Origin of the sequence: Methylobacterium sp. 391_Methyba4 (genome assembly GCF_029691625.1) — a bacterium.
In the GTDB taxonomy this organism is placed as follows: Bacteria; Pseudomonadota; Alphaproteobacteria; order Rhizobiales; family Beijerinckiaceae; genus Methylobacterium; species Methylobacterium fujisawaense.
The window spans coordinates 3,377,436-3,397,729 of the sequence record NZ_CP121475.1; the positions used below are offsets into that span (position 1 = coordinate 3,377,436).

Consider the following 20,294-nt stretch of genomic DNA (forward strand, 5'->3'; position numbering starts at 1 on the left):
CCTTGATCCAGACCTGCACAATATTGGTGCCTCGGCAATGCTGGCAGGTCCCGGCAGTCGAATGGGACGGCGCGCTGCCGCGGCGTCGGTGCTCGTTTGCCGGTTATGGATTCGCCCGGGCGTGACGATCCGCGCGGCTTGTACAGGCTCTGCACATCTTTCGGGCTGGACGATCGCGATGCCGTGCTGTTAGCCCAACGCAACTCAAGGCGCAGGACTACGAAGATGGACGCCTTCGATCACGCCGGAACGGCGCACGACGCCGACGAAACCGTCGACACGCCTCACGAGACCGAGCTTCTGGCCCTCTGGCGCGCCCTCGCGGCCGACAGGCGCGCGCGGGACGAGCGCATGGCACGCCTGCGCGCCATGCGCCTGATCGGCGGAGACGACGGAACCGACTGATCAATCGGTCTCCGGCATCCCGTCCTGAATGCGGCTCGCCAGGACGAAGCCGACCGCCATCGCCATGGCTTCGGCCTGTGCGATCAGCTTCGGCTCGCCGGCATCGCGCGCCGCCTGCAGCAGCTGGATCGCGTGGCGGCCAAGACGGAGGGTCACGTCCTCTTCGCCCGCTGGGTCGTCCTCCGGCATCCCGTGGCTCTGGGCGCGGTCAGTCATTGTCGTGCCTCGATCTCGGGGCGGCTGGCATGGGCTTGAACGGCGAGGAGGTCGCGATCCACGATTGCGTGTCCGTGACGTCGCCGAAGACCCGCATCACCGCGCTCACCGACCGGTGGATCTCTTCGGCGCCGATGTCCTCCAGATCGTGGCTGGCGGAGGCATCGGACAGGAAGGTCACGTCCTGACCCCGGTGGAAGCCGTCGACCGCCGTCGCGAGGCAGGAGGATTCGGCGGCGAAGCCCGCCATGACCAGGGGCGGGCTTCCGCGCTCCATCGCGTCGGCGAAGGCGGGGCTCGCGTAGCAGGAGGGGCGGTCCCGGTCGAAGATCATGTCGCAGCCGTGGGGCTCGAACCCCTCGATCCAGCGGGCGTAGCGGCTGCCCGCCTGGAACAGCGGCGCCCCGACCCAGCGGACATAGGCCACCTGTATGCCGCTCGCGCGGGCATGCGCGAGGGCGCGGCGGCAGTTTTGGAGCGCGGGCTCGATCCCCGACAGGGCGAGCGGACGCCCGGCGATCTCGTATTCCTGCTGCATGTCCACCAGCACCAGAACCGGGACGCTGCGGGGCCGGCGATACAGCGCCGGATTGATCGGCCGGTTCATCGCGCCGCCACCGTCCGGTCCACGGAGGGCCGCGTCACGGCCCGGCTGCGGGACCGGTCGAGGGTTCCCGCCCGGTGCCAGCGTCCTTCCGGCCGGATGATGACGTAGGGGTCGGCGCCGAGCCTGATGGCCTGCGGATGCGGCTCCGCCTCCATCAGCATCTCGACGTAGTCGAAGTCCGAGAAGACCAGTTCCTGCGCACCGTCGAAGATCCGGAAGCCGAAGCGGCTCCAGAAGCCGACGAGGCGCTTCTGGGCGTGGCCGTAGAGCCGGCGGTAGCCCTTCACCCGCGCGAGTTCGATTCCGGCCCGGACCAGGGCGAAGGCCAAGCGGGTGTTGCGGAACTCGGCCCGGACCGCAAGGCGCTCGATCTTGGCGAAATCCGCGAAGAACCGGATGCGCAGGCATCCCGCCGGCTCGTCCCCGACATAGCCGATCAGGTGCGTCGCCGAGAGGTCGTTGCCGTCGAACTCCTCCTCGTAGGGGCAGGCCTGCTCTGCCATGTACACGGCGGCGCGCAGGGCGATGACCCGGGACAGATCCTCCAGGTTCCGCGCGACCGCGACGCTGGTGCCGGCCCCGCCCGGCTTGTGGCTGTCGTAGAGCGGTGCGGCCTCCGTCTTCGGCCCGCGGGCGAAATGGTACAGGTCCACACAGCCGGTCTTGCGGACCGTGAAGCCGAGCGTCGTGAGCAGATCCGCGCCCTCGGGCGTCGCCGCCCGGGCGTAGAAATCGACGCCGCGATAGGTTGGGCTCGACAGACGGTCGAAGACGAGGCTGACGCCACCCGCAAGCCGCCGCCGCGCGTAAACCGCCCAGACATAGATCCCGGCCGGACGTTCGTGCTGACCGGCGAGCATCGCGGCCGGTGGATCCGACGCATCGAGCGTTCCCGTCTTGAGCGCGGCCAGGCCGGCCGCATTCAGCATCAGGCAGGCGACGAAGCCGTCGCCCTGCGGACGTGCCGCATCGAACTTGTGTTTCTGGGCAATCGCCAGGACGCTGTCCGGATTGATCGACATCACGCGCTGCACGACGTGCAGGGGTGCCAGATCCGGCAGATCTGTACGCGCATCTTCGATCAGGCGTCTGAGATCGTCCGGCGCCGGCATGAATACGACGAGATGACGGGCGATACGATCGACGCGCAACATGCTCAGGTCATGCCGCGGCTCCACAGTGACTGACGCTGGACCAAGTTGATCCGTATCCCCCGCCACGAACTGGCCGCGAGCCATGTGCAGTGTCATCGGATGACCTGTCATTCGGTTTCGGATTGACGGTCCAGCACTTCGCATCTAGCGCTCTGGCTGTATGTGCAAAAATTGAAACAGGGGTGTTCCGTCGATGGAACAGACGGAGGCAAGCCGGGGCTCGATGCCCGACTGGCAGAGCATCCGAGTCTTCCTGACGCTCCAGCGGTCCGGAAGCTTCCGATCGGCGGCCGCCAAGCTCGGCCTGTCCGTGAATTCGGTGCGTCGCCGGATCGGCGATCTCGAGGCCCTGATCGGTGCCCCGCTGATGACGCGCCATGTCGACGGGATCCGTCTGACCACCGAGGGGCAGGCGATCCTGGACGCGGCCAACCGCATGGAGGCTGCGGCGTTCAGCCTGGTGCGCACGGGCGAGGTCGCTCCGTTCGCCGAGACCGGCGAGGTCCGCATCGCGGTGACGGAAGGGCTGGGGGCGTTCTGGCTCGCGCCGCGGCTCGTCGAGTTCCAGCGCGCCAATCCGCGCCTGACCGTCGACCTGCGCTGCGCCATGGAATCCGCCGACGTCCTGCGGCTTGAAGCGGACGTTGCCATCCAGCTGACGCGCCCGACGAGCCCGGACCTGCGCGTCGTCAAGCTCGGCCGCATCCACATGGTGCCCTATGCCGGGCGGAGCTACGTGGAGACGTATGGGCTTCCCGATCGCCCCGAGGATCTCGCGCGCCACCGGATCGTGGTTCAGGACGGCAGCCAGACCATGCGCCTCGAGGATTACGTGCGCTCAGTGCCGGGCTTTCCCGCGACGGTGCCGATCACCCTGAAGATCAATGTCAGCAGCGCGTATTACTGGGCGATCGCGAAGGGCGCCGGGATCGGCCTGCTGCCGACCTATGCCAGCGCGATCGGCGCGCAGGTCGTCCCGGTGGACAATCTCGGCCGCTTCGGCGTCGACATCTGGCTGACCTATCACCCGGATGCGGAGCGGATCGGCCGCGTGCGGCGGACGATCGACTGGCTGCGGGCGTCCTTCGATCCGAAGCGCTATCCCTGGTTCCGGGACGAGTTCATCCATCCCCGCGACCTGCCGGGCGCCGTCAAGGGCGAGCCCCTGCCGGACCTGTTCGCCGGGTTCATCGCCATGACGTCGTGACGTCGCCGCGACCCTGAGCGGCCCCCGACCGTCGATGGCCCGAAGCGCCTCCACGGGGCCCGCCTTGGCCTTGACCGCGCAACGCGCATGATCCTTGCTCCGGCGGCCACGACGACGAGGTTGCCCGTGCTGCTGACACCCCGCGAAAAGGACAAGCTGCTGATCGCCATGGCGGCACAGGTGGCGCGCAACCGCCTCGCACGGGGCGTGAAGCTCAACCACCCGGAGGCGGTGGCACTGATCACCGATTTCGTGGTCGAGGGCGCCCGGGACGGCCGCACCGTGGCCGATCTGATGCAGGCCGGCGCCAAAGTGCTGACCAGCGATCAGGTCATGGAGGGCGTGCCGGAGATGATCCACGACATCCAGGTCGAGGCCACCTTCCCGGACGGGACCAAGCTCGTCACCGTGCACCACCCGATCCGGGGGACGGCCTCGGCAGACGTCCCCGGGGCCGTGACGACGCTGCCTGGCGAGATCGTCTTCAACGCAGACGCCGAGCGGACCGTGCTCGAAGTCGCCAATGTCGGGGACCGGCCGATCCAGGTCGGCTCGCACTATCACTTCTTCGAGGTCAATCCGGGCCTCGTGTTCGAGCGGGAGCAGGCCCGCGGCAAGCGCCTCGACATCGCGCCGGGCACCGCCGTGCGTTTCGAGCCGGGATCGACGCGGGAGGTCGCGCTGGTGCCGCTCTCCGGCGGACGCACCGTGTACGGTTTCCGCGGCGACGTGATGGGCAAGCTCTGACCATGGCCAATTCGCCCAAGCCCGCCAGCCTGCCCCGGTCCGCCTACGCCGACATGTTCGGCCCCACGGTCGGCGACCGTATCCGCCTCGCCGATACCAGCCTGGAGATCACGGTCGAGCGCGACTTCACCACCTACGGCGAGGAGGTGAAGTTCGGCGGCGGCAAGGTCATCCGCGACGGCATGGGCCAGAGCCAGGCGACCAACGCCGACGGCGCCGTCGACACGGTGATCACCAACGCTGTGGTCCTCGACCATTGGGGCATCGTGAAATGCGATGTCGGAATCGTCCGCGGCCGGATCTTCAAGCTCGGCAAGGCCGGCAACCCGGACGTGCAGCCCGGAATCGACATCGTGGTCGGCCCGGGCACGGAGGTCATCGCCGGCGAGGGCAAGATCCTGACGGCGGGCGGCTTCGACAGCCACATCCACTTCATCTGCCCGCAGCAGATCGAGGAGGCGCTCTGCTCGGGGATCACCACGATGCTCGGCGGCGGCACCGGGCCGGCCCACGGCACCTTCGCCACCACCTGCACCCCGGGCCCCTGGCACATCGCCCGGATGATCGAGGCGGCCGACGCCTTCCCGATGAATCTCGCCTTCGCCGGCAAGGGCAACGCGTCCCGGCCGGACAGCCTCGTCGAGATGGTGCGGGCGGGTGCCTGCGCGCTGAAGCTGCACGAGGATTGGGGCACCACGCCCGCGGCGATCGACACCTGCCTGTCCGTGGCCGATGCCCACGACATCCAGGTCATGATCCACACCGACACGCTCAACGAATCGGGCTTCGTCGAGGACACGATCGCCGCCTTCAAGGGCCGGACGATCCACGCCTTCCACACCGAGGGCGCCGGCGGCGGGCACGCCCCCGACATCATCAAGGTCGCCGGGCTCCCGAACGTGCTCCCGTCGTCCACGAATCCGACGCGGCCCTACACGTGGAACACGATCGACGAGCATCTCGACATGCTCATGGTCTGCCACCACCTCGACCCGTCGATCCCCGAGGATCTCGCCTTCGCGGAGAGCCGGATCCGGCGCGAGACCATCGCGGCCGAGGACATCCTGCACGATATCGGCGCGCTCTCGATGATGTCCTCCGACAGCCAGGCCATGGGCCGGGTCGGCGAGGTCATCATCCGCACGTGGCAGACCGCCGACAAGATGAAGCGGCAGCGGGGCGCGCTGCCGGGGGATGCCTCCGGCACCGACAACCTGCGGGCGCGCCGCTACATCGCCAAATACACGATCAACCCGGCCATCGCGCACGGCATCTCCCGGCACATCGGCTCGGTGGAGCCCGGCAAGCTTGCCGACCTCGTCCTCTGGACGCCGGCCTTCTTCGGGGTGAAGCCCGATCTCGTGCTGAAGGGCGGCAGCATCGCGGCCGCCCCCATGGGCGACCCGAACGCCTCGATCCCGACGCCGCAGCCGGTGCATTACCGGCCGATGTTCGGTGCCTACGGTCGGGTCCCCTTCGCCACCGCCCTGACCTTCGTCTCCAAGGCCGCCGTCGACGACGGCCTGCGGGAACGGCTCGGCGTCCAGAAGGACCTGGTGGCCGTGGAGAATGTGCGCGGCGGCATCTCGAAGAAAAGCATGATCCTCAACGACGCCACGCCCGAGATCGAGGTGGATCCCGAGACCTACGACGTCCGGGCCGACGGCGAGCTGCTGGTCTGCGAGCCCGCCGAGGTGCTGCCCATGGCGCAGCGCTACTTCCTGTTCTGAGCGGTCCCGTCCGATGATTCGCGCCACCCGCATCCTTCGCCGGGACGCCCTGTCCGGCGGCGAGATCGTCGACCGCGTCGTGCTCGATCACGGCGACCGGCATCGCCGCCGGGTCGCCATGCGCGGCGCAGGCGGGCTGGGCTTCCTGCTCGACCTGCCGGAGCCGGCCGTGCTGGAGGACGGCGACGCCCTGGTCCTGCAGGACGGCCGGCTTGTCTGGGTCGAGGCGGCGCCGGAGCGCCTTCTGGAGATCCGCGCACCGGACGACCATGCCCTCAAGCGCCTGATCTGGCACATCGGCAACCGGCACATCCCCGCCGAGATCGGCGCGGACGCGGTGTGGATCGCCGATGACCATGTGCTCGCCGAGATGGTGCGCGGTCTGGGCGGCACCGCCGAGCCCGTGGAGCGACCGTTCCGGCCCGAGGGCGGTGCCTATTCCGGCGGCTACGCCCACGAGCATGACCATTCCCACGGCGGCCACCACCATCACCACCATGCCGGCGGCTGAAACCCTGGATTCGCTGCGTGTGATGGCGTGGCTGTCGCCGGGTTACCCGGTGGGCGCCTACGCCTACTCGCACGGCCTGGAATGGGCTGTCGAAGCCGGAGATATCCGCGACGAGGCCGGCCTGACGCTGTGGCTCGAGGACGTCTGTACCCGCGGCGCCCTGCGCAACGACCTGATCCTCGCGGCCGAGGCCCACCGGGCGGCAGGCGCCTCCGACGGCGTCGGCCTCATCGCCGTCAACGATCTCGCGCTCGCCCTCGCCCCGTCCCGGGAACTGCACCTCGAGACGAGCCAGCAGGGGCGGAGCTTTCTCGACGCGACACGCGGCGCCTGGCCCTGCCCGGCGCTTGCGGCGCTCTCCGAAGAAGTGCCGGGTCCGGTCGCCTACCCGGTCGCCGTCGGGCTCGCCGCCGGGGCGCATCGCATGGCGCTGGCGCCGGTTCTCGCCGCCTACGGCCTCGCCTTCCTTCAGAACCTCGTCTCGGCGGCCCTGCGGGCGGCGCCCGTGGGCCAGGCAGCCGGGACCCGGGTGATCGCCGCCCTTGCTCCGCGGCTCGTGCCGCTGGCCGCCGCCGCTGCTGAGGCGGGGCTCGACGCTCTCGGTGCCGCAACCTTCCGCCTGGATCTCGGCTCCTTTCGGCACGAGACTCAATATTCCCGCATCTTCCGATCCTGAGCCTGAAGCATGACCTCCTCGAACGGCCCCCTCCGCGTCGGCATCGGCGGTCCCGTCGGCTCCGGCAAGACCGCCCTGATGGAGCAGCTCTGCAAGCGCTTCCGCGACCGCTACGAGATCTGTGCGATCACCAACGACATCTACACGAAGGAGGATGCGCGCATCCTGACCGTGGCCGGCGCCCTCCCCGAGGAGCGCATTCTCGGTGTCGAGACCGGCGGCTGCCCGCACACCGCGATCCGAGAGGACGCTTCGATCAACCTCGCCGCCGTCGCCGAGATGACCCGGCGGTTCCCCAAGCTCGATCTAGTCCTGATCGAATCCGGGGGCGACAATCTCGCGGCGACGTTCTCGCCCGAACTCGCCGACATCACCCTCTACGTCATCGACGTCGCCGGCGGCGAGAAGATCCCCCGCAAGGGCGGCCCGGGCATCACGCGCTCGGATCTGCTGATCGTCAACAAGACCGACCTCGCGCCCCTCGTCGGCGCCGACCTGTCGGTCATGGAATCCGACACGCAGCGGATGCGCGGCGCGCGGCCCTACGTGTTCGCGTCCTTGCGGGAGGGGGCGGGCGCGGATTCCGTCGCGCGCTTCGTCGAAGAGGCGGGCGGTCTCGGTCGCTGAACCGATGAGCCGGTCGCGTCGAACGCGTGGTGCTCGACTCTAGCGCCCGGCTTCGGCGGAGCGGGCGCGAACCGACGACGATTTCGGCACACCCATGAGCGCGTCGAGGCGGCTCATGCGGGCGTTGAAATCGTTCATGACGGTCTGGCGCGCCTTGAGTGCGGCGCTGGGCTGGACCTTGGCGGCCGCCTGACGCGGCCGTGCCTCAGCCTGGACCGTCGGAACGGCGAGAAGCGCCGCCAGCGCGGCGATGGTCAGGGTCGGTTTCATCGCGCGAAATCCCTCGTGCATCCGCGGCGCCGAACGTCGCGAAGCCGCACGATATTAGGCGTGCCGGACCCGGGGCCGCGTGCGCGAGCGCACAACACGTAAGATTGATCTGTCTGCGCATCGAGCTGGCTCCGTCAGGTTGACAGTCCGTCGCGACTGATTCAACCCGCGGTATCGCGGCCTTCTGGACGGTATCGCGGCCTTCTGGACGGTATCGCGCATGCGAAATCTGCGGTGGCTCGCCGCCCTGCCCTTTCTGGGCATCCTGATCGGTCCGTTCTTTCTGAACCGGGTCGAACCCTTCGTTCTCGGCCTGCCGCTGCTCCTCGCCTGGCTGGTGTTCTGCGTGATCGGGACCTCGGCGGTGATGGCGGTGATCTATCTCGCCGATCCCCAGAACCGAAGCCCGGAAGATCCGCGATGAGCGTCGCCCTCATCATCGTGGCGGCCGGATTCGCGCTGGCGATCGGCCTCGGGCTCTACGCACGGTTGGGCCGTGAGATGGGCCTGGAACAGTGGACGGTGGGCGGCCGGGGCTTCGGCACCACCCTCGTCTTTCTGCTGATGGCCGGCGAGATCTACACGACCTTCACGTTCCTGGGTGGGTCCGGCATTGCCTACGGCAAGGGCGGCCCGGCCTACTACATCCTCTGCTACCTGACGCTCGCCTACGTCACCTCGTATTGGCTGCTGCCGCCCGTCTGGCGCTACGCGAAGCAGAACGGCCTCTACACGCAACCCGATTTCTTCGCCCGCAAGTACCGAAGCCCGGCGCTCGGCATGCTGGTGGCTCTGGTGGGGATCGTGGCGCTGGTCCCCTACCTCGTGCTCCAGTTCAAGGGCCTGGGGATCATCGTCTCCACAGCGTCCTACGGGGCCATCTCGTCGACCGCCGCGGTCTGGATCGGGGCGGCCGCCCTCACCGTCTACGTGGTCGTCTCGGGCGTCCACGGCTCGGCCTGGACGGCGGTGATCAAGGACACCAGCATCCTGTTCGTGGTGGTCTTCCTCGGGATCTACCTGCCGGTGCACTATTACGGCGGCTATGGAGGGCTGTTCCAGGCCATCGAGGCGGCGAAGCCCGGCTTCCTTGTCCTGCCCGATCGCGGCCAGAGCCCGACCTGGTTCACCACGACGGTCCTGCTCACCGCCCTGGGCGGATACATGTGGCCGCACACCTTCGCGTCGCTCTACACGGCGCGCGAGCCCGGCGCCTTCCGGCGGAACGCCGTGATCCTGCCGATCTACCAGCTGATCAATCTCTTCGTGTTCGTAATCGGCTTCACGGCCGTCATGCAGGTGCCCGGCCTCACCGGCCCGGATGTCGATCTGTCGCTGTTCAAGCTCGCCCTTGCGACCTTCCCGCCCTGGGTCATCGGCCTCATCGGCGCCACCGGCGTGCTGACCGCTCTGGTCCCGGGATCGATGATCCTGATCGCCGGCGTGACGCTGGTGGCCAACAACCTCGTCCGGCCTCTGCGACCCGGCATGGACGATGCCGCCACCGCCCGGCTGTGCAAGATACTGGTGCCGGTTCTGGCGCTGGTCTGCGTGGGCTTCACCCTGTCGGGCGGCGACACGATCGTGCAGCTCCTGTTGATGGGCTACAACTTTGTCACGCAGCTCTTCCCATGCTTCATCGCCAGCCTGATGCGCCGCAACCCGCTCGATCGGCGCGCTGCGATGGCCGGCATCGTCGCGGGCGTCGCCACCGTGGCGGCGACCGTTCTGAGCGGGTTCAGCCTGTCCAGCCTCTCCGCCCTCGGACCGCTCCAGGACGTGAATGTCGGCATCGTGGCGCTGATGGTGAATCTCATGGTCACCCTCGCGGTGGCGCAACTGATGCGCGTCGGGGCGACCGCCGCGCAGGCCGCTGAGTGACGGGCCTCAGGCCTGCCCCCGCCGGGTCGTGAGCCAGGATGCCAGAAGCACCGCGGCGCTCACCAGCCCGACCAAGAGGGTCGAGGCCGCGTTGATCTCCGGGTTCACCCCGAGTCTGACCTGGCTGTAGAGCCGCATCGGCAGCGTGGTCGAGCCGGGGCCGGACACGAAGCTCGCGATGACGAGATCGTCGAGCGACAGGGTGAAGGCGAGGAGGGCCCCGGCGGTCAGAGCGGGCGCCAGAAGCGGCAGGGTGACGGTCATCAGAACCCGCGCGGGCGTCGCGCCGAGGTCGGCCGCGGCTTCCTCCAGGGATCGATCGAGACCGCGCAGGCGCGCCCCGACCACCACCGCCACGAAGCCCGTGCAGAACGTCGTGTGGGCGATGAGGATCGTGAGGAGGCCCCGGTCCAGCCCGATCCCGATGAACATCAGCAGGAGCGAGAGGCCGATCATCACCTCCGGCATCACGATCGGTCCGACGACGAGGCCGGTGAACAGCGCCCGTCCGCGGAAGCGGCCCTGCCGCTCGAGGACCAGGGCTGCGAGGGTGCCGAGGATCGTGGCGAGCAGGCTCGCGAGGATCGCGACCTTCAGAGAGACCCAGGCGGCTGCGATGAGCGGCGCGTCGGACATCAGCGCACCGTACCAGCGTGTCGAGAAACCGCCCCAGACCGTGACCAGGGGCGAGGCGTTGAACGAGTAGGCGATCAGCACCACGATCGGCGCGTAGAGGAAGACGAGGCCGGCCGCGAGGGCGGTGCGGGTGACCCAGGTCACGGGGACTCTCCCTCGCCGGCGCGCAGGCTGTCCCGGAACAGCACCACCGGGCCGATGACGATGGCGAGGATCAGGACCGCCACCGCGGAGGCCAGGGGCCAGTCGCGGTTCGAGAAGAACTCGGTCCAGAGCACCCGGCCGAGCATCAGGGTTTCCGAGCCGCCGAGAAGGTCCGGGATCACGAACTCGCCGATCATCGGGATGAAGCACAAGCCCGCGCCGGCCGCGATCCCGGGCAGGCTGAGCGGCAGGGTCACGGTCCAGAACACCCGGGTCGGCGAGGCGCCGAGATCCGCAGCGGCGTCCCGCAGCGTCGGGTCGAGGCGGTTCATCACCGCGTAGAGCGGCAGGACCATGAAGGGCAGATACGCGTAGACGAGGCCGATGATCACCGCGGCGTCGGTGTTGAGGATCGTGAGCGGCTCGCCGATCAGCCCGAGCCGGATCAGCGTGAGGTTGAGCAGACCCTCCGGTTTGAGGATCGCGATCCAGGCGTAGACCCGGATCAGGAAGCTGGTCCAGAACGGCACGACCACCAGCGCCACGAGGAGCGGCTGCCATCGGGACGGGGCGCGGGCCAGCGCGTAGGCGAGCGGTGTGCCCAGGGCGACAAGGATCAGGCTGGCCAGGGCGGCGTAGGTCAGCGAGCCGAGGACGGCGTCCCGATAGAGCGGGTCGGCGTAGAGCGTCAGGTAATTGTCGAAGTTCAGGGCTTCGAGAAAGCTCGACCAGCCGTCGAGGCCGGCCCGCCAGTCGAGCACCGGCAGATAGGGTGGGATCGCCGTCGCCGGCTCCGACAGGCTGATCTTGAGGGTGATCGCGAACGGCAGCAGGAAAAACGCCGCCAGCCAGAGGAAGGGTGGCAGCCGCACGAGACGATCGAACAGCCGTGCCGTTATCCGGCCGCTCACCGGCGGGCACCCGGATCGCGCCGCTCCGGGCGGCCATGCGGGTCGTCCGACGGCGCGATGGGCCTCATGCGGGCAGGATCACGGCGGCCTCGGCCGCGAAGCCGGCATGCGATGCCGATCCGAGCGCCTGCCCGGCCTCCGTCGGTCGCCCGCTCGCCCGCAGCGTCGTGCCGTCGGGCAGGCGCAGGGTCCGACGCAGCCTGTCTCCGAGAAAGACGGAATCGGCGATCACCACCGGCAGCCCCTCCGTGCCGAGAACGAGGTCCTCCGGCCGCACGGCGACCACGACGGCGGCCCCCGTCTCCAGCGCGTCCGCCGCGACGCCCCGAACGGCGCCATAAGCGGTCTCGACTTCGCGGGCGCCGCCGGGCCCTCCCGCGCCGAGGCGGCCGGGGATGAGGTTCACGTCGCCGAGCAGCCCCGCCACGAAGCGGCTCGCCGGGCGTCGGTAGAGCTCCGCCGGAGGTCCGACCTGGATCAGGCGCCCGCCTTCCATGACGCCGATCCGGTCGGCAAGCATCATCGCCTCCTCGGGATCGTGCGTGACGACGATGAAGGCGGTGCCGAGCCGCCGCTGGACGGCACGCAACTCGCCCTGCGTCTCCTCGCGCAGGCCGCGATCCAGGGCGCCGAGCGGCTCGTCGAGAAGCAGCAGCTGCGGCTCCCGGGCCAGCGCCCGGGCCAGGGCGACCCGCTGCCGCTGACCGCCCGAGAGCGTGTCGGGTCGGCGGTCGCCGAACCCGTCGAGGCGCACGAGCCGGAGCAGGTCCGCCACCCGGTTAGCGGCGGCGGCGCGGCCGAGGCCCTTGAGACCGTAGCCGATATTGCCGGCCACGCTCATGTGCGGGAACAGGGCATAGGACTGGAACATCATGTTGACCGGCCGCCGGTGGGGCGGCAGCGCGGTCAGATCGGCCTCCCCCAGCAGGATCCGCCCGGCGGTCGGTCTCTCGAAGCCCGCGATCATGCGCAGAAGGGTGCTCTTCCCGCAGCCGGATGGCCCGAGCAGGCAGAAGAACTCCCCCGGCTCGAGATCGAGCGTCACGGCCTCGACGGCGTGGTGCGTGCCGAAGCGTTTGGTCAGCTCCTCGAGCCGCAGGCGCGGCGCCGGCAGGCCGGACAACGGATCAGGAATCCTCGCGCAGCGCCTCGGCCACGCGCGCTTCCAAGAGATCCGGCCGCCGCAGGACGAGGGCGCCGCGGGTGCGGTCGACCAGACCCTCGGCGGCCATCGCGGTGAATTCCCGGGTCACCTGCTCCCGCCGGCAGCCGATCCGGGCGGCGAGGACGTGGTGGTAGGGCGGGGGCGACACCACCCGCTCGCCCCCTGCCCCGGCCCGCGGCACGGAGAGGCGCAGCAGCTCGGCATACAGCCGGTGCTTGAGATCGAGCAGGGCGTGCTCCATCAGCCGCGTGTTCAGCTCGCGCACGCGCTTGGCCAGGAGCCGGAACAGCCGGTCGGCGATCGCCTCCGACGCGAAGACGATCTGGCGGAACACCGGGGCCGGCACCACGCAGACCTCGCCGCGCGTCAGCGCCGTGACGTTGGCCGAGCGGCCGATCCCGTCGATCGCGGCGAGTTCGCCGAAGAAGGCCCCGCCCCGCATCTCCCCCAGGATGACCTCCTTGCCGGACTGGGTCCGGTTCAGGATGCGGACCTCGCCGGAGGCGATGAAGTACACGTCGGTGGAGATGTCGTCGAAGTCGACCAGAACCTCGTTCTCGTCGAAGCGGCGCCAGTGGCAGCGGGGCTCGTAGGGCCCGAGCTCAATGCCCGGATCCTTGAAGAAGGGTATCGTCCCCAACCGCGCCATCGATCGTGTTCCCTCAACTCCGGCCTCCGTCCCTGCCCTGACGGGGGCCAGCCAGCAGATCTGGGGACGGGAGCAGCCCGTACAGTGACGTCGCGCTCCGCCGGGGCGGTGCTGGATCGATCGGGCATAATGATCGTGACGGTCGCGGGCTGGACGGTCAAGCCGCGTCCCGATGAACAGGAGTTTATTGGCGTGGATCACCCATGACGGCTAGGTTCCCTGTCCGCTGCGGCGGCCTGACTCGATGCATCAAGACGTTCCATTCCCGCTCTCGACAGCCGCTCCAGGCCCTCGTCTTCAGGCGACCTTGTCTCATCCGTTCGAGCGGTCGGGACGCAGCCTCCATTCGGGGCGACACGCCACGGTCCGCGTCAGACCGGCGCCGGCCGGCCATGGCATCGTCTTTCGGCGTCGTCTGAAGGATGGTCGCACGGTCGATGTGCCGGCCGATTGGCGACTTCGGGAATCGCAGCCGCTGTCCTCGGCGGTGCGGCGGGAGGGGGTCCTCGTCCGCACGATCGAACACCTCATGGCATCGCTGAGCGCCTTGCGGATCGACAACGTGCTGGCCGAGATCGACGCGGACGAGCTGCCGATCTTCGACGGCAGCGCCACGCCGTGGTGCGAGGCCATCCGGGCCGCGGGCCGGAGCGAGCAGACCTTGCCCTGCCGGGTCATCCGCCTGCTGCGGACCGTTGCGGTCGAGAACGGGCGGCGGCGGCTTCAGATCGAGCCCGGCGACGGACTCCACATCAGCGGCCACCTCGCGCTGGCGCATTTCGGGTCGGTCGACTGGTCGGGTGCGATAACGCCCGAAGGCTTCGAGCGGGAGATTGCGCCGGCGCGCAGCTTCGGTCGCTACCTGCGAGCCATGGCGGGGCGCGCCTACGGCTTCATACGGGGGACGGACTTCCTGCAGGGCGTATCGCCCCGCTCGGCGGCGCTCCTCGTGCGCGGGCACGTGCTCGGCGGGATGCGGGTCCCCGATGAGCCGGTGCGGCACCGCATCCTCGATCTCATCGGCGATCTCGCTTTGGCGGGCCACCCGATCGAGGGTCGCATCTCAGCCTTCCACACGGGACACGAACTCAACCACGCCCTGGTCGCCGCACTGATGAGCGACAGCTCGGCCTGGGAACTCGTTTGAGGCGCGGCCGACAGACCGGAAGAGGCCTCAGGCGGAGGCAGGTCGAGGGGGTTCGCAGGCGGCCGCGACCTCACCGAAGGCTCGGACCAGATCGACATCGAGCTTCGCGGTCATCTGCCTCAGGATGGCGTAGGCCTCCGGGGCCGATTTCGGCGCCTTGTAGGGGCGCGCCTCGATCAGCGCGGCGAAGATGTCGCAAATGGTGATCAGACGGACGAGATCCGGGATCTGCGACCCGCGCAAGCCGTCCGGATAGCCCGAACCGTCGAGATATTCGTGGTGCGAGCGGACCACCGACAGGGTCAGCGCGTCATAATCGCCCGTCAGCAGCATCGCGTGACCGAGCGCCGGGTGACGATCCATCTCCTTGCGCTCGAGGGGCGTCAGCGGTGCCGGCTTGTTCAGGATGGCGAGCGGGATCTTGGCCTTGCCGATGTCGTGGAGCAGCGCCCCTTTGACCAGGTACCGGGAATCGGCCTCGCTGAGCCCCAGAATACGGGCGAATTCGGCTGCGATCCCGGCCACGCTCAGGCAGTGGCGGTGGGTGACGTCGTCGAAATTCGCGACGACGTCGAGCCAGTTGCGCACCTTCGCCTCGCGGATGGCCTGATTGACCAAGTCGGCGCCGCTTTCGACCACCGCCGGCGGGGGCGCCTGATCGGCCCGGAACAGGCTGACGAAGGCCGCATGTGCCTCATGGATCTGATGCCGCCACCGGCGGGCGGATCGCGTATCCGGCCCGCCGCCGGTCAGGGTCGCGACCGCATTCAGCAGCAGGGCGCTCGCCGTGGAGGCCGCCATCACCCGGGTCGCCCCCAGAGCCGTCGCCTGGATCTCGCCGCGCCCGAGATTGCCGTGGATCAGGGCGAGAAACGGGACCCCGGGGGCCCGCACCGTGGACAGGACCTGACGCAGGCGCCGGACGGATTCGGAGGTCAGTGCGCTGACGTCGCTGATGATCAATGCGGCGCCCGATGGCGGGGCCGCGTCGCCGTAGAGGTCGTGCAACATCACGGAAATGCCGCCGCCGAGGTTGCGCGCGAGCCGCCCGCCCCGCTCGAGATCGTCGGTCAAGATCAGGGTCTGGCCCAACAACTCCCCCCGTCGCTCGCCTCGTTCCGGGCGTCCAACGTGTGCGAGCGCACTCTAACCAATGATCGGCCTATCGAAATCTGGATAGACGTCGCTCAAGATAATTATAGTCGCATTACGTTAAAATTTTAGCCGCCCAGGCAGGTATTCTCCGCTTCAATCAGGTATCCAACCCGTCACGCCGAGGCCTCGCGAATCGTGCCGGTCGGCGCGGAGCCGGCGCTTGCCTCGCCGCGTCCGGACAGCCAGAACGCCGTCATGCTGCGCGTCAATGACCTCACCTATCGCATCGGCGACCGTCTGATCCTCGATTCCGCGAGCTTCACGATCCCGGAAGGCGCCCGCGTCGGTCTCGTCGGGCGCAATGGGGCCGGCAAGACCACGCTGTTCAAGGCCATTCTCGGCGATCTGCCGGTGGATGCGAAATCGGTGGCGCTGCCCAAGGGCATGCGGATCGGCGCCGTTGCCCAGGAGGCACCGGCCGGGCCGGAGACGCTGCACGCCGTCGTGCTCGCCGCCGACACGGAGCGCGCCCGGCTGATGGCGGAGGCCGAGCATGCGGACGGCTTGCGCCGCGCCGAGATCGAGACCCGGCTCGTCGATATCGGCGCCCACTCGGCGCCGGCCCGGGCCGCCGCGATCCTGCACGGCCTGGGGTTCGATGCGGCCGCCCAAGGGCGGCCCTGCTCGGACTTCTCCGGCGGCTGGCGGATGCGCGTGGCGCTGGCCGCCGTCCTGTTCTCGGAGCCGGACCTGCTGCTCCTCGACGAGCCGACCAACTATCTCGACATCGAGGGCACGCTCTGGCTGTACGATTACCTGGAGCGCTACCCGCGCACCGCCATCATCATCAGCCACGACCGCGACCTGCTCGACACCAGCGTCGATCACATCCTGCATCTCGACCGCGGCAAGCTGACGATCTACCGCGGCGGCTATTCGAGCTTCGCCAAGCAGCTCTCGGAGAAGCGGGTGCTCCAGGCCAAGGCGAAGGCCAAGCAGGATGCCGAGCGCGCGCATCTCCAGAGCTTCATCGACCGGTTCAAGGCCAAGGCCACCAAGGCGCGGCAGGCCCAGTCGCGGATGAAGCGGCTGGCCAAGATGGAGCCGATCGCGGCGCTGCTCGACGACGACGTGCCGGTGATCCACCTGCCGAGCCCGGAGAAGCCCCTGTCGCCGCCGATCGTGGCGATGGAGCGGGTCAAGGCCGGCTACGGGGACCGGATCGTCCTGACCGGGCTCGACCTCAGCCTCGCGCCGGACGACCGGGTGGCGTTGCTGGGCGCGAACGGCAACGGCAAGTCGACCTTCTGCAAGCTGATCGGCGGGCGGCTCGGCCCCGTGGCCGGCGAGGTCAAGCGCTCCTCAAAGATGGAGGTCGCCTATTTCGCCCAGCATCAGCTCGACGAGTTGCGGCCCTCCGAGAGCGCCTACGCGCATGTCCGAACCCTGATGCCGGACGTTCCGGAGGCCAAGGTGCGCTCCGCGACGGCGCGGCTGGGCTTCGGCGCCAACAAGGCCGACACGCCGGTCGAGAAGCTCTCGGGCGGCGAGAAGGCGCGCCTGCTCATGGGCCTCGCGGCCTTTCACGGCCCGCACCTCCTGATCCTCGATGAGCCGACCAACCACCTCGATATCGAGAGCCGGCAGGCCCTCGTGGAGGCGATCAACGACTACGAAGGGGCCGTCATCCTCGTGTCCCACGACCGCTTCCTGGTCGAGGCCTGCGCCGACCGGCTCTGGCTCGTCGCGGACGGCACGGTGAAGACCTTCGACGGCGACATGGACGATTACCGGCGCTTCGTCCTGTCGGGGCCGGAGCGCGAGGCGGAGCGCGAGACTGAGCCGTCCGGCGGCCAGAAGGCCGAGGCGCGTCGGGCCGGCGTCGAGCGCCGCGCGGCCCTCGCGCCGCTGCGCAAACGCCTGGAGGCCATCGAGGCCCGCATGGCCAAGCTGACCGCGGCGATCCAGAAGATCGACGCGGCGCTGGAGGACGGGTCCGCCTTCCGGGAGAACGCCGCCAAGGCCGGCGAGATCGCCAAGATGCGCGCGGACGCCGCGCAGGCGCTCGCCTCCGCCGAGGAGGAATGGCTGAATGTGAGCGCGGAGATCGAGGCCGCCTGAGGCGTTCCCCGGCGCGCTCGGACCCCTCGCGGCCGGTGGTTCCCATCCGTTCGGGCGCTGCGAAACCATCCAGCAGCGCCACGGCAGGCCGGGCGGCGCGAGGCTCGTTCAGAGCGACAGTTCGATCGCCCGCTCCAGGATGTCGACGCCGAGGTCGATCTCCTCGTCAGTGGCGGTCAGCGGCGGGGCGATGCGGAACACGCCGCCCATGCCCGGCAACTGCACGATGTTCATGCTCAGCCCGAGGTCCAGGCAGCGCCGGGTGATCGCATCGCCCAGATCCGGCGCCGGCACCTTCGTGCCCCGGTCGGCCACGATCTCAACGCCCTGCAGAAGCCCGCGACCGCGGAGATCGCCGATGCAGGCGAAGCGCTGCTGAAGGGCGCCCAACCGCGTGGCGAGCCGGGCGCCGGCCTCCTCGGCCCGGGCGACGAGGCCGTCGCGCCGGACCATCTCCAGCACCTTGAGGCCCACCGCTGCGGGCAGCGGATCGGAGACGTGCGTGGTGTAGAACAGGAACCCGCGGGCGTGGCAGAGATCCTCGATCTCCGGCGTGGTCAGGACCGCCGCGAGCGGCAGGCCGGCGCCCAGGGTCTTCGACAGGGTGAGGATGTCCGGGACCACGCCGTCGCGTTCGCAGGCGAACATCAGGCCCGTGCGGCCGATGCCCGTCTGGGCCTCGTCGAGGATCAGCAGCATCCCCCGCTCCGCGCATTTCCGCTTGAGCGCGGCGAGGTAGCCCGGTGGCAGTTCGAGGATGCCCCCGGAGCTGAGGATCGGCTCGGCCAGGAACGCCGCGAGGTTGCCGGTTGATTGCCGGTCGACCAGCGCGAAGGCGTAATCGAGTTCGGTCTGCCAGTCGGGGGCTCCGTCCTTCTCGAAGGTGGGGCGGTAGGCGTTCGGCGCGGGGATCGCGAAGGAGCCGACGGAGGCCGGGCCATAGCCCTTGCGGCCGGCGCTGTAGGTCGCCCCGGCCGCCCCCGCCGTCATCCCGTGCCAGGATTGCGCGAAGCTCACGACCTCCCAGCCGCCCGTGGCGAGCTTGGCCATGCGCAGGGCGGCCTCGTTGGCCTCTGCGCCGGTGGTCAGCAGGAGCGTCCGTTCGAGGTCGCCGGGGGCGATCCGGGCCAGCTCCGTCGCGAGATCGACCACGGGCCGGCTCAGCATGCCGCTGAACAGGTGGTCGAGATGTCCGACGTGATGCGCGGCCACCGCGGCGATCTCGGGATGCCCGTGGCCCAGGATCGCGCTCATCTGGCCGGAGGTGAAATCGAGGATCTTCCGGCCGTCCGCGTCGTAGACGAAGCTGCCCTCCGCCCGCTCGATGATGACCGGCGCGAAGGAGCCGCCGTACCGCACGAGATGCCGACGTGCGCGCGTCCAGAAATCGGCGTCGTCGTTCCGTGTCATCGTCGGTCCTGCACCCGGGTCCAGCGGCGCCATGCTAGGACCGCCGCGGACGGCAGAAAAGCTTATCGTTCTGAACCGAGAGTTCAGAGGTTCTTATGGCTCACAGCCTCGACATCGATCTCCTTCGCAGCTTCGCCGCGGTGGCGGAGACCGGCGCCTTGAGCCGGGCGGCGGAGCGGGTCAGCCGCAGTCAGGCCGCCCTCAGCATGCAGATGAAGCGCCTGGAGGATCTCGTCGCGCAGCCGCTTCTGCGGCGGACGGGGCGCGGGGTCTCCCTGACGGTGCAGGGGGAGCGCCTTCTGGTTCATGCGCGCCGAATCCTGTCCGCGCACGACGACGCCCTGGCTGAATTGTCCGGACGGAGTCTCACCGGCACGCTGCGGATCGGTTGTCCGGACGATTATGCGCAGGCGTTCCTGCCGGCCCTGCTGCGCGGCTTCGCACCCCGACACCCCGCGGCGGCGATCGCGGTGGTCTGCGCCGCGACGCCCCGTCTGGAGGAGCGATGGCAACGCGGTGGACTCGACTTGGCGCTGGTCTCCGTTGCCCGCTCGGCCGAGGGGGAGATCCTCCGGCACGAGGAACTCGTCTGGGTCGCGCCGCGCGGTGCGCCCGCGGCTTGGCCCGACCCGCTGCCGCTCGCCCTCGGCGATCCCGATACCCTCGATCATCGGGCGGCGCGGGCCGCCCTCGACAAGGCGGGGCGACCATACCGGATCGCCTACGCGAGCGGCAGCCTGTCGGGCCTGCTGGCCGTGACGCGCTCCAAGCAGGCCGTGGCGGTCCTGACCCGCGCCGCGGTCCCGCCCGATCTGCGCATCCTGGCCCGCAGCAGCGGATTGCCGGCGCTGCCGCGCATCGGTCTGACGATCCGCATGGATGAAGCGCATGCCACTCCGCTCACGCGGGCCTTCGCCGCCCATGTCCGGTCCGTTCTGCCGGCGCTCTGAGCCCGCGATCGATCGGCGAGGGAAAGCCGATCGAC

The 20,294-nt window shown here is 69.5% G+C and carries 22 protein-coding genes; 12 read left to right on the forward strand and 10 right to left on the reverse strand.

Going from position 1 to position 20,294, the window contains the following annotated elements; genetic code table 11:
* The first annotated feature begins 225 nt into the window (after positions 1–225).
* Positions 226–405, forward strand: coding sequence for a hypothetical protein (locus P9K36_RS15840; protein WP_111473862.1), 180 nt, complete (start codon positions 226–228; stop codon positions 403–405).
* On the opposite strand, the gene P9K36_RS15845 is transcribed toward P9K36_RS15840, so the two are convergent.
* From P9K36_RS15845 to P9K36_RS15855, 3 genes are read right to left on the reverse strand one after another with little or no spacing between them, the layout of a single operon-like run.
* Complete coding sequence (locus P9K36_RS15845) at positions 406–621, reverse strand: hypothetical protein (RefSeq protein WP_182591614.1); 216 nt, start codon at positions 619–621, stop codon at positions 406–408.
* Positions 614–1,228: a cysteine hydrolase gene (locus P9K36_RS15850; protein WP_043353190.1), complete on the reverse strand. Its 615-nt coding sequence runs from the start codon at positions 1,226–1,228 to the stop codon at positions 614–616. Before P9K36_RS15850 ends, P9K36_RS15845 begins: the two co-directional genes overlap by 8 nt.
* On the reverse strand, positions 1,225–2,382 hold the full coding sequence (locus P9K36_RS15855; RefSeq protein WP_278305472.1) for a GNAT family N-acetyltransferase: 1,158 nt from the start codon (positions 2,380–2,382) through the stop codon (positions 1,225–1,227). Before P9K36_RS15855 ends, P9K36_RS15850 begins: the two co-directional genes overlap by 4 nt.
* Positions 2,383–2,575: 193 nt before the next feature.
* Between P9K36_RS15855 and P9K36_RS15860 the strand changes: the two genes are divergently transcribed.
* The 6 genes from P9K36_RS15860 (at position 2,576) to ureG (ending at position 7,880) form a co-directional block, all read left to right on the forward strand.
* Complete coding sequence (locus P9K36_RS15860; RefSeq protein WP_075380417.1) at positions 2,576–3,589, forward strand: LysR family transcriptional regulator; 1,014 nt, start codon at positions 2,576–2,578, stop codon at positions 3,587–3,589.
* 126 nt (positions 3,590–3,715) lie between these two features.
* Positions 3,716–4,336, forward strand: coding sequence for an urease subunit gamma (locus tag P9K36_RS15865; RefSeq protein ID WP_051975955.1), 621 nt, complete (start codon positions 3,716–3,718; stop codon positions 4,334–4,336).
* Positions 4,337–4,338: 2 nt separating this feature from the next.
* The gene (ureC, locus tag P9K36_RS15870; RefSeq protein WP_043379983.1) at positions 4,339–6,066 is read left to right on the forward strand and encodes an urease subunit alpha; all 1,728 of its coding nucleotides are present in this window, start codon (positions 4,339–4,341) and stop codon (positions 6,064–6,066) included.
* A 13-nt stretch (positions 6,067–6,079) separates the two neighbouring features.
* Positions 6,080–6,577: an urease accessory protein UreE gene (locus P9K36_RS15875; RefSeq protein WP_278305473.1), complete on the forward strand. Its 498-nt coding sequence runs from the start codon at positions 6,080–6,082 to the stop codon at positions 6,575–6,577.
* On the forward strand, positions 6,564–7,253 hold the full coding sequence (locus tag P9K36_RS15880; RefSeq protein WP_278307288.1) for an urease accessory UreF family protein: 690 nt from the start codon (positions 6,564–6,566) through the stop codon (positions 7,251–7,253). Before P9K36_RS15875 ends, P9K36_RS15880 begins: the two co-directional genes overlap by 14 nt.
* Before the next feature lie 9 nt (positions 7,254–7,262).
* Complete coding sequence (gene ureG / locus P9K36_RS15885; RefSeq protein ID WP_043353197.1) at positions 7,263–7,880, forward strand: urease accessory protein UreG; 618 nt, start codon at positions 7,263–7,265, stop codon at positions 7,878–7,880.
* A gap of 39 nt (positions 7,881–7,919) precedes the next feature.
* On the opposite strand, the gene P9K36_RS15890 is transcribed toward ureG, so the two are convergent.
* Positions 7,920–8,150, reverse strand: a complete 231-nt coding sequence (locus P9K36_RS15890; protein WP_043379988.1) for a hypothetical protein — start codon at positions 8,148–8,150, stop codon at positions 7,920–7,922.
* Positions 8,151–8,370: 220 nt separating this feature from the next.
* Here P9K36_RS15890 and P9K36_RS15895 point away from each other — a divergent pair, with 220 nt between their 5' ends.
* On the forward strand, positions 8,371–8,574 hold the full coding sequence (locus P9K36_RS15895; protein WP_043379990.1) for a DUF3311 domain-containing protein: 204 nt from the start codon (positions 8,371–8,373) through the stop codon (positions 8,572–8,574).
* Positions 8,571–10,031, forward strand: a complete 1,461-nt coding sequence (locus tag P9K36_RS15900) for a sodium:solute symporter (RefSeq protein ID WP_278305474.1) — start codon at positions 8,571–8,573, stop codon at positions 10,029–10,031. Before P9K36_RS15895 ends, P9K36_RS15900 begins: the two co-directional genes overlap by 4 nt.
* 6 nt (positions 10,032–10,037) lie before the next feature.
* Here P9K36_RS15900 and P9K36_RS15905 read toward each other — a convergent pair whose 3' ends face one another.
* The 4 genes from P9K36_RS15905 to P9K36_RS15920 form a co-directional block, all read right to left on the reverse strand.
* Entirely contained in the window at positions 10,038–10,811 is a 774-nt protein-coding gene (locus tag P9K36_RS15905; RefSeq protein ID WP_278305475.1) for an ABC transporter permease subunit, read from the reverse strand.
* A complete protein-coding gene (locus P9K36_RS15910; protein WP_043379998.1) occupies positions 10,808–11,722 on the reverse strand; it encodes an ABC transporter permease subunit in 915 nt (304 codons plus the stop codon). The genes P9K36_RS15905 and P9K36_RS15910 overlap by 4 nt, the downstream gene beginning before the upstream one ends.
* A 64-nt stretch (positions 11,723–11,786) precedes the next feature.
* Positions 11,787–12,845: an ABC transporter ATP-binding protein gene (locus P9K36_RS15915; protein WP_278305476.1), complete on the reverse strand. Its 1,059-nt coding sequence runs from the start codon at positions 12,843–12,845 to the stop codon at positions 11,787–11,789.
* A 4-nt stretch (positions 12,846–12,849) separates the two neighbouring features.
* Positions 12,850–13,536, reverse strand: a complete 687-nt coding sequence (locus tag P9K36_RS15920; protein WP_043353212.1) for a Crp/Fnr family transcriptional regulator — start codon at positions 13,534–13,536, stop codon at positions 12,850–12,852.
* Positions 13,537–13,780: 244 nt separating this feature from the next.
* Between P9K36_RS15920 and P9K36_RS15925 the strand changes: the two genes are divergently transcribed.
* Complete coding sequence (locus P9K36_RS15925) at positions 13,781–14,683, forward strand: UDP-3-O-acyl N-acetylglycosamine deacetylase (protein WP_278305477.1); 903 nt, start codon at positions 13,781–13,783, stop codon at positions 14,681–14,683.
* Between the two features lie 27 nt (positions 14,684–14,710).
* Here P9K36_RS15925 and P9K36_RS15930 read toward each other — a convergent pair whose 3' ends face one another.
* Positions 14,711–15,757, reverse strand: a complete 1,047-nt coding sequence (locus P9K36_RS15930) for an HD domain-containing phosphohydrolase (RefSeq protein WP_278305478.1) — start codon at positions 15,755–15,757, stop codon at positions 14,711–14,713.
* A gap of 276 nt (positions 15,758–16,033) precedes the next feature.
* Here P9K36_RS15930 and P9K36_RS15935 point away from each other — a divergent pair, with 276 nt between their 5' ends.
* On the forward strand, positions 16,034–17,899 hold the full coding sequence (locus P9K36_RS15935) for an ABC-F family ATP-binding cassette domain-containing protein (protein ID WP_043380004.1): 1,866 nt from the start codon (positions 16,034–16,036) through the stop codon (positions 17,897–17,899).
* A gap of 108 nt (positions 17,900–18,007) precedes the next feature.
* Here P9K36_RS15935 and P9K36_RS15940 read toward each other — a convergent pair whose 3' ends face one another.
* A complete protein-coding gene (locus P9K36_RS15940) occupies positions 18,008–19,309 on the reverse strand; it encodes an aspartate aminotransferase family protein (protein ID WP_278305479.1) in 1,302 nt (433 codons plus the stop codon).
* Between the two features lie 95 nt (positions 19,310–19,404).
* Here P9K36_RS15940 and P9K36_RS15945 point away from each other — a divergent pair, with 95 nt between their 5' ends.
* Complete coding sequence (locus P9K36_RS15945) at positions 19,405–20,259, forward strand: LysR family transcriptional regulator (protein WP_278305480.1); 855 nt, start codon at positions 19,405–19,407, stop codon at positions 20,257–20,259.
* The last annotated feature ends 35 nt before the right edge of the window (positions 20,260–20,294 follow it).

Bases quoted from the DNA above. Each gene is read 5' to 3' on its own strand.
- P9K36_RS15920 (WP_043353212.1), bottom strand. From the start codon at position 13,536: ATGGCGCGGTTGGGGACGATACCCTTCTTCAAGGATCCGGGCATTGAG.
- P9K36_RS15880 (WP_278307288.1), top strand. From the start codon at position 6,564: ATGCCGGCGGCTGAAACCCTGGATTCGCTGCGTGTGATGGCGTGGCTG.
- ureG (WP_043353197.1), top strand. From the start codon at position 7,263: ATGACCTCCTCGAACGGCCCCCTCCGCGTCGGCATCGGCGGTCCCGTC.
- P9K36_RS15890 (WP_043379988.1), bottom strand. From the start codon at position 8,150: ATGAAACCGACCCTGACCATCGCCGCGCTGGCGGCGCTTCTCGCCGTT.
- P9K36_RS15845 (WP_182591614.1), bottom strand. From the start codon at position 621: ATGACTGACCGCGCCCAGAGCCACGGGATGCCGGAGGACGACCCAGCG.
- P9K36_RS15875 (WP_278305473.1), top strand. From the start codon at position 6,080: ATGATTCGCGCCACCCGCATCCTTCGCCGGGACGCCCTGTCCGGCGGC.
- P9K36_RS15925 (WP_278305477.1), top strand. From the start codon at position 13,781: ATGCATCAAGACGTTCCATTCCCGCTCTCGACAGCCGCTCCAGGCCCT.
- P9K36_RS15900 (WP_278305474.1), top strand. From the start codon at position 8,571: ATGAGCGTCGCCCTCATCATCGTGGCGGCCGGATTCGCGCTGGCGATC.
- P9K36_RS15935 (WP_043380004.1), top strand. From the start codon at position 16,034: ATGCTGCGCGTCAATGACCTCACCTATCGCATCGGCGACCGTCTGATC.
- P9K36_RS15840 (WP_111473862.1), top strand. From the start codon at position 226: ATGGACGCCTTCGATCACGCCGGAACGGCGCACGACGCCGACGAAACC.
- P9K36_RS15860 (WP_075380417.1), top strand. From the start codon at position 2,576: ATGGAACAGACGGAGGCAAGCCGGGGCTCGATGCCCGACTGGCAGAGC.
- P9K36_RS15850 (WP_043353190.1), bottom strand. From the start codon at position 1,228: ATGAACCGGCCGATCAATCCGGCGCTGTATCGCCGGCCCCGCAGCGTC.
- P9K36_RS15945 (WP_278305480.1), top strand. From the start codon at position 19,405: ATGGCTCACAGCCTCGACATCGATCTCCTTCGCAGCTTCGCCGCGGTG.
- P9K36_RS15895 (WP_043379990.1), top strand. From the start codon at position 8,371: ATGCGAAATCTGCGGTGGCTCGCCGCCCTGCCCTTTCTGGGCATCCTG.
- ureC (WP_043379983.1), top strand. From the start codon at position 4,339: ATGGCCAATTCGCCCAAGCCCGCCAGCCTGCCCCGGTCCGCCTACGCC.
- P9K36_RS15940 (WP_278305479.1), bottom strand. From the start codon at position 19,309: ATGACACGGAACGACGACGCCGATTTCTGGACGCGCGCACGTCGGCAT.
- P9K36_RS15855 (WP_278305472.1), bottom strand. From the start codon at position 2,382: ATGTTGCGCGTCGATCGTATCGCCCGTCATCTCGTCGTATTCATGCCG.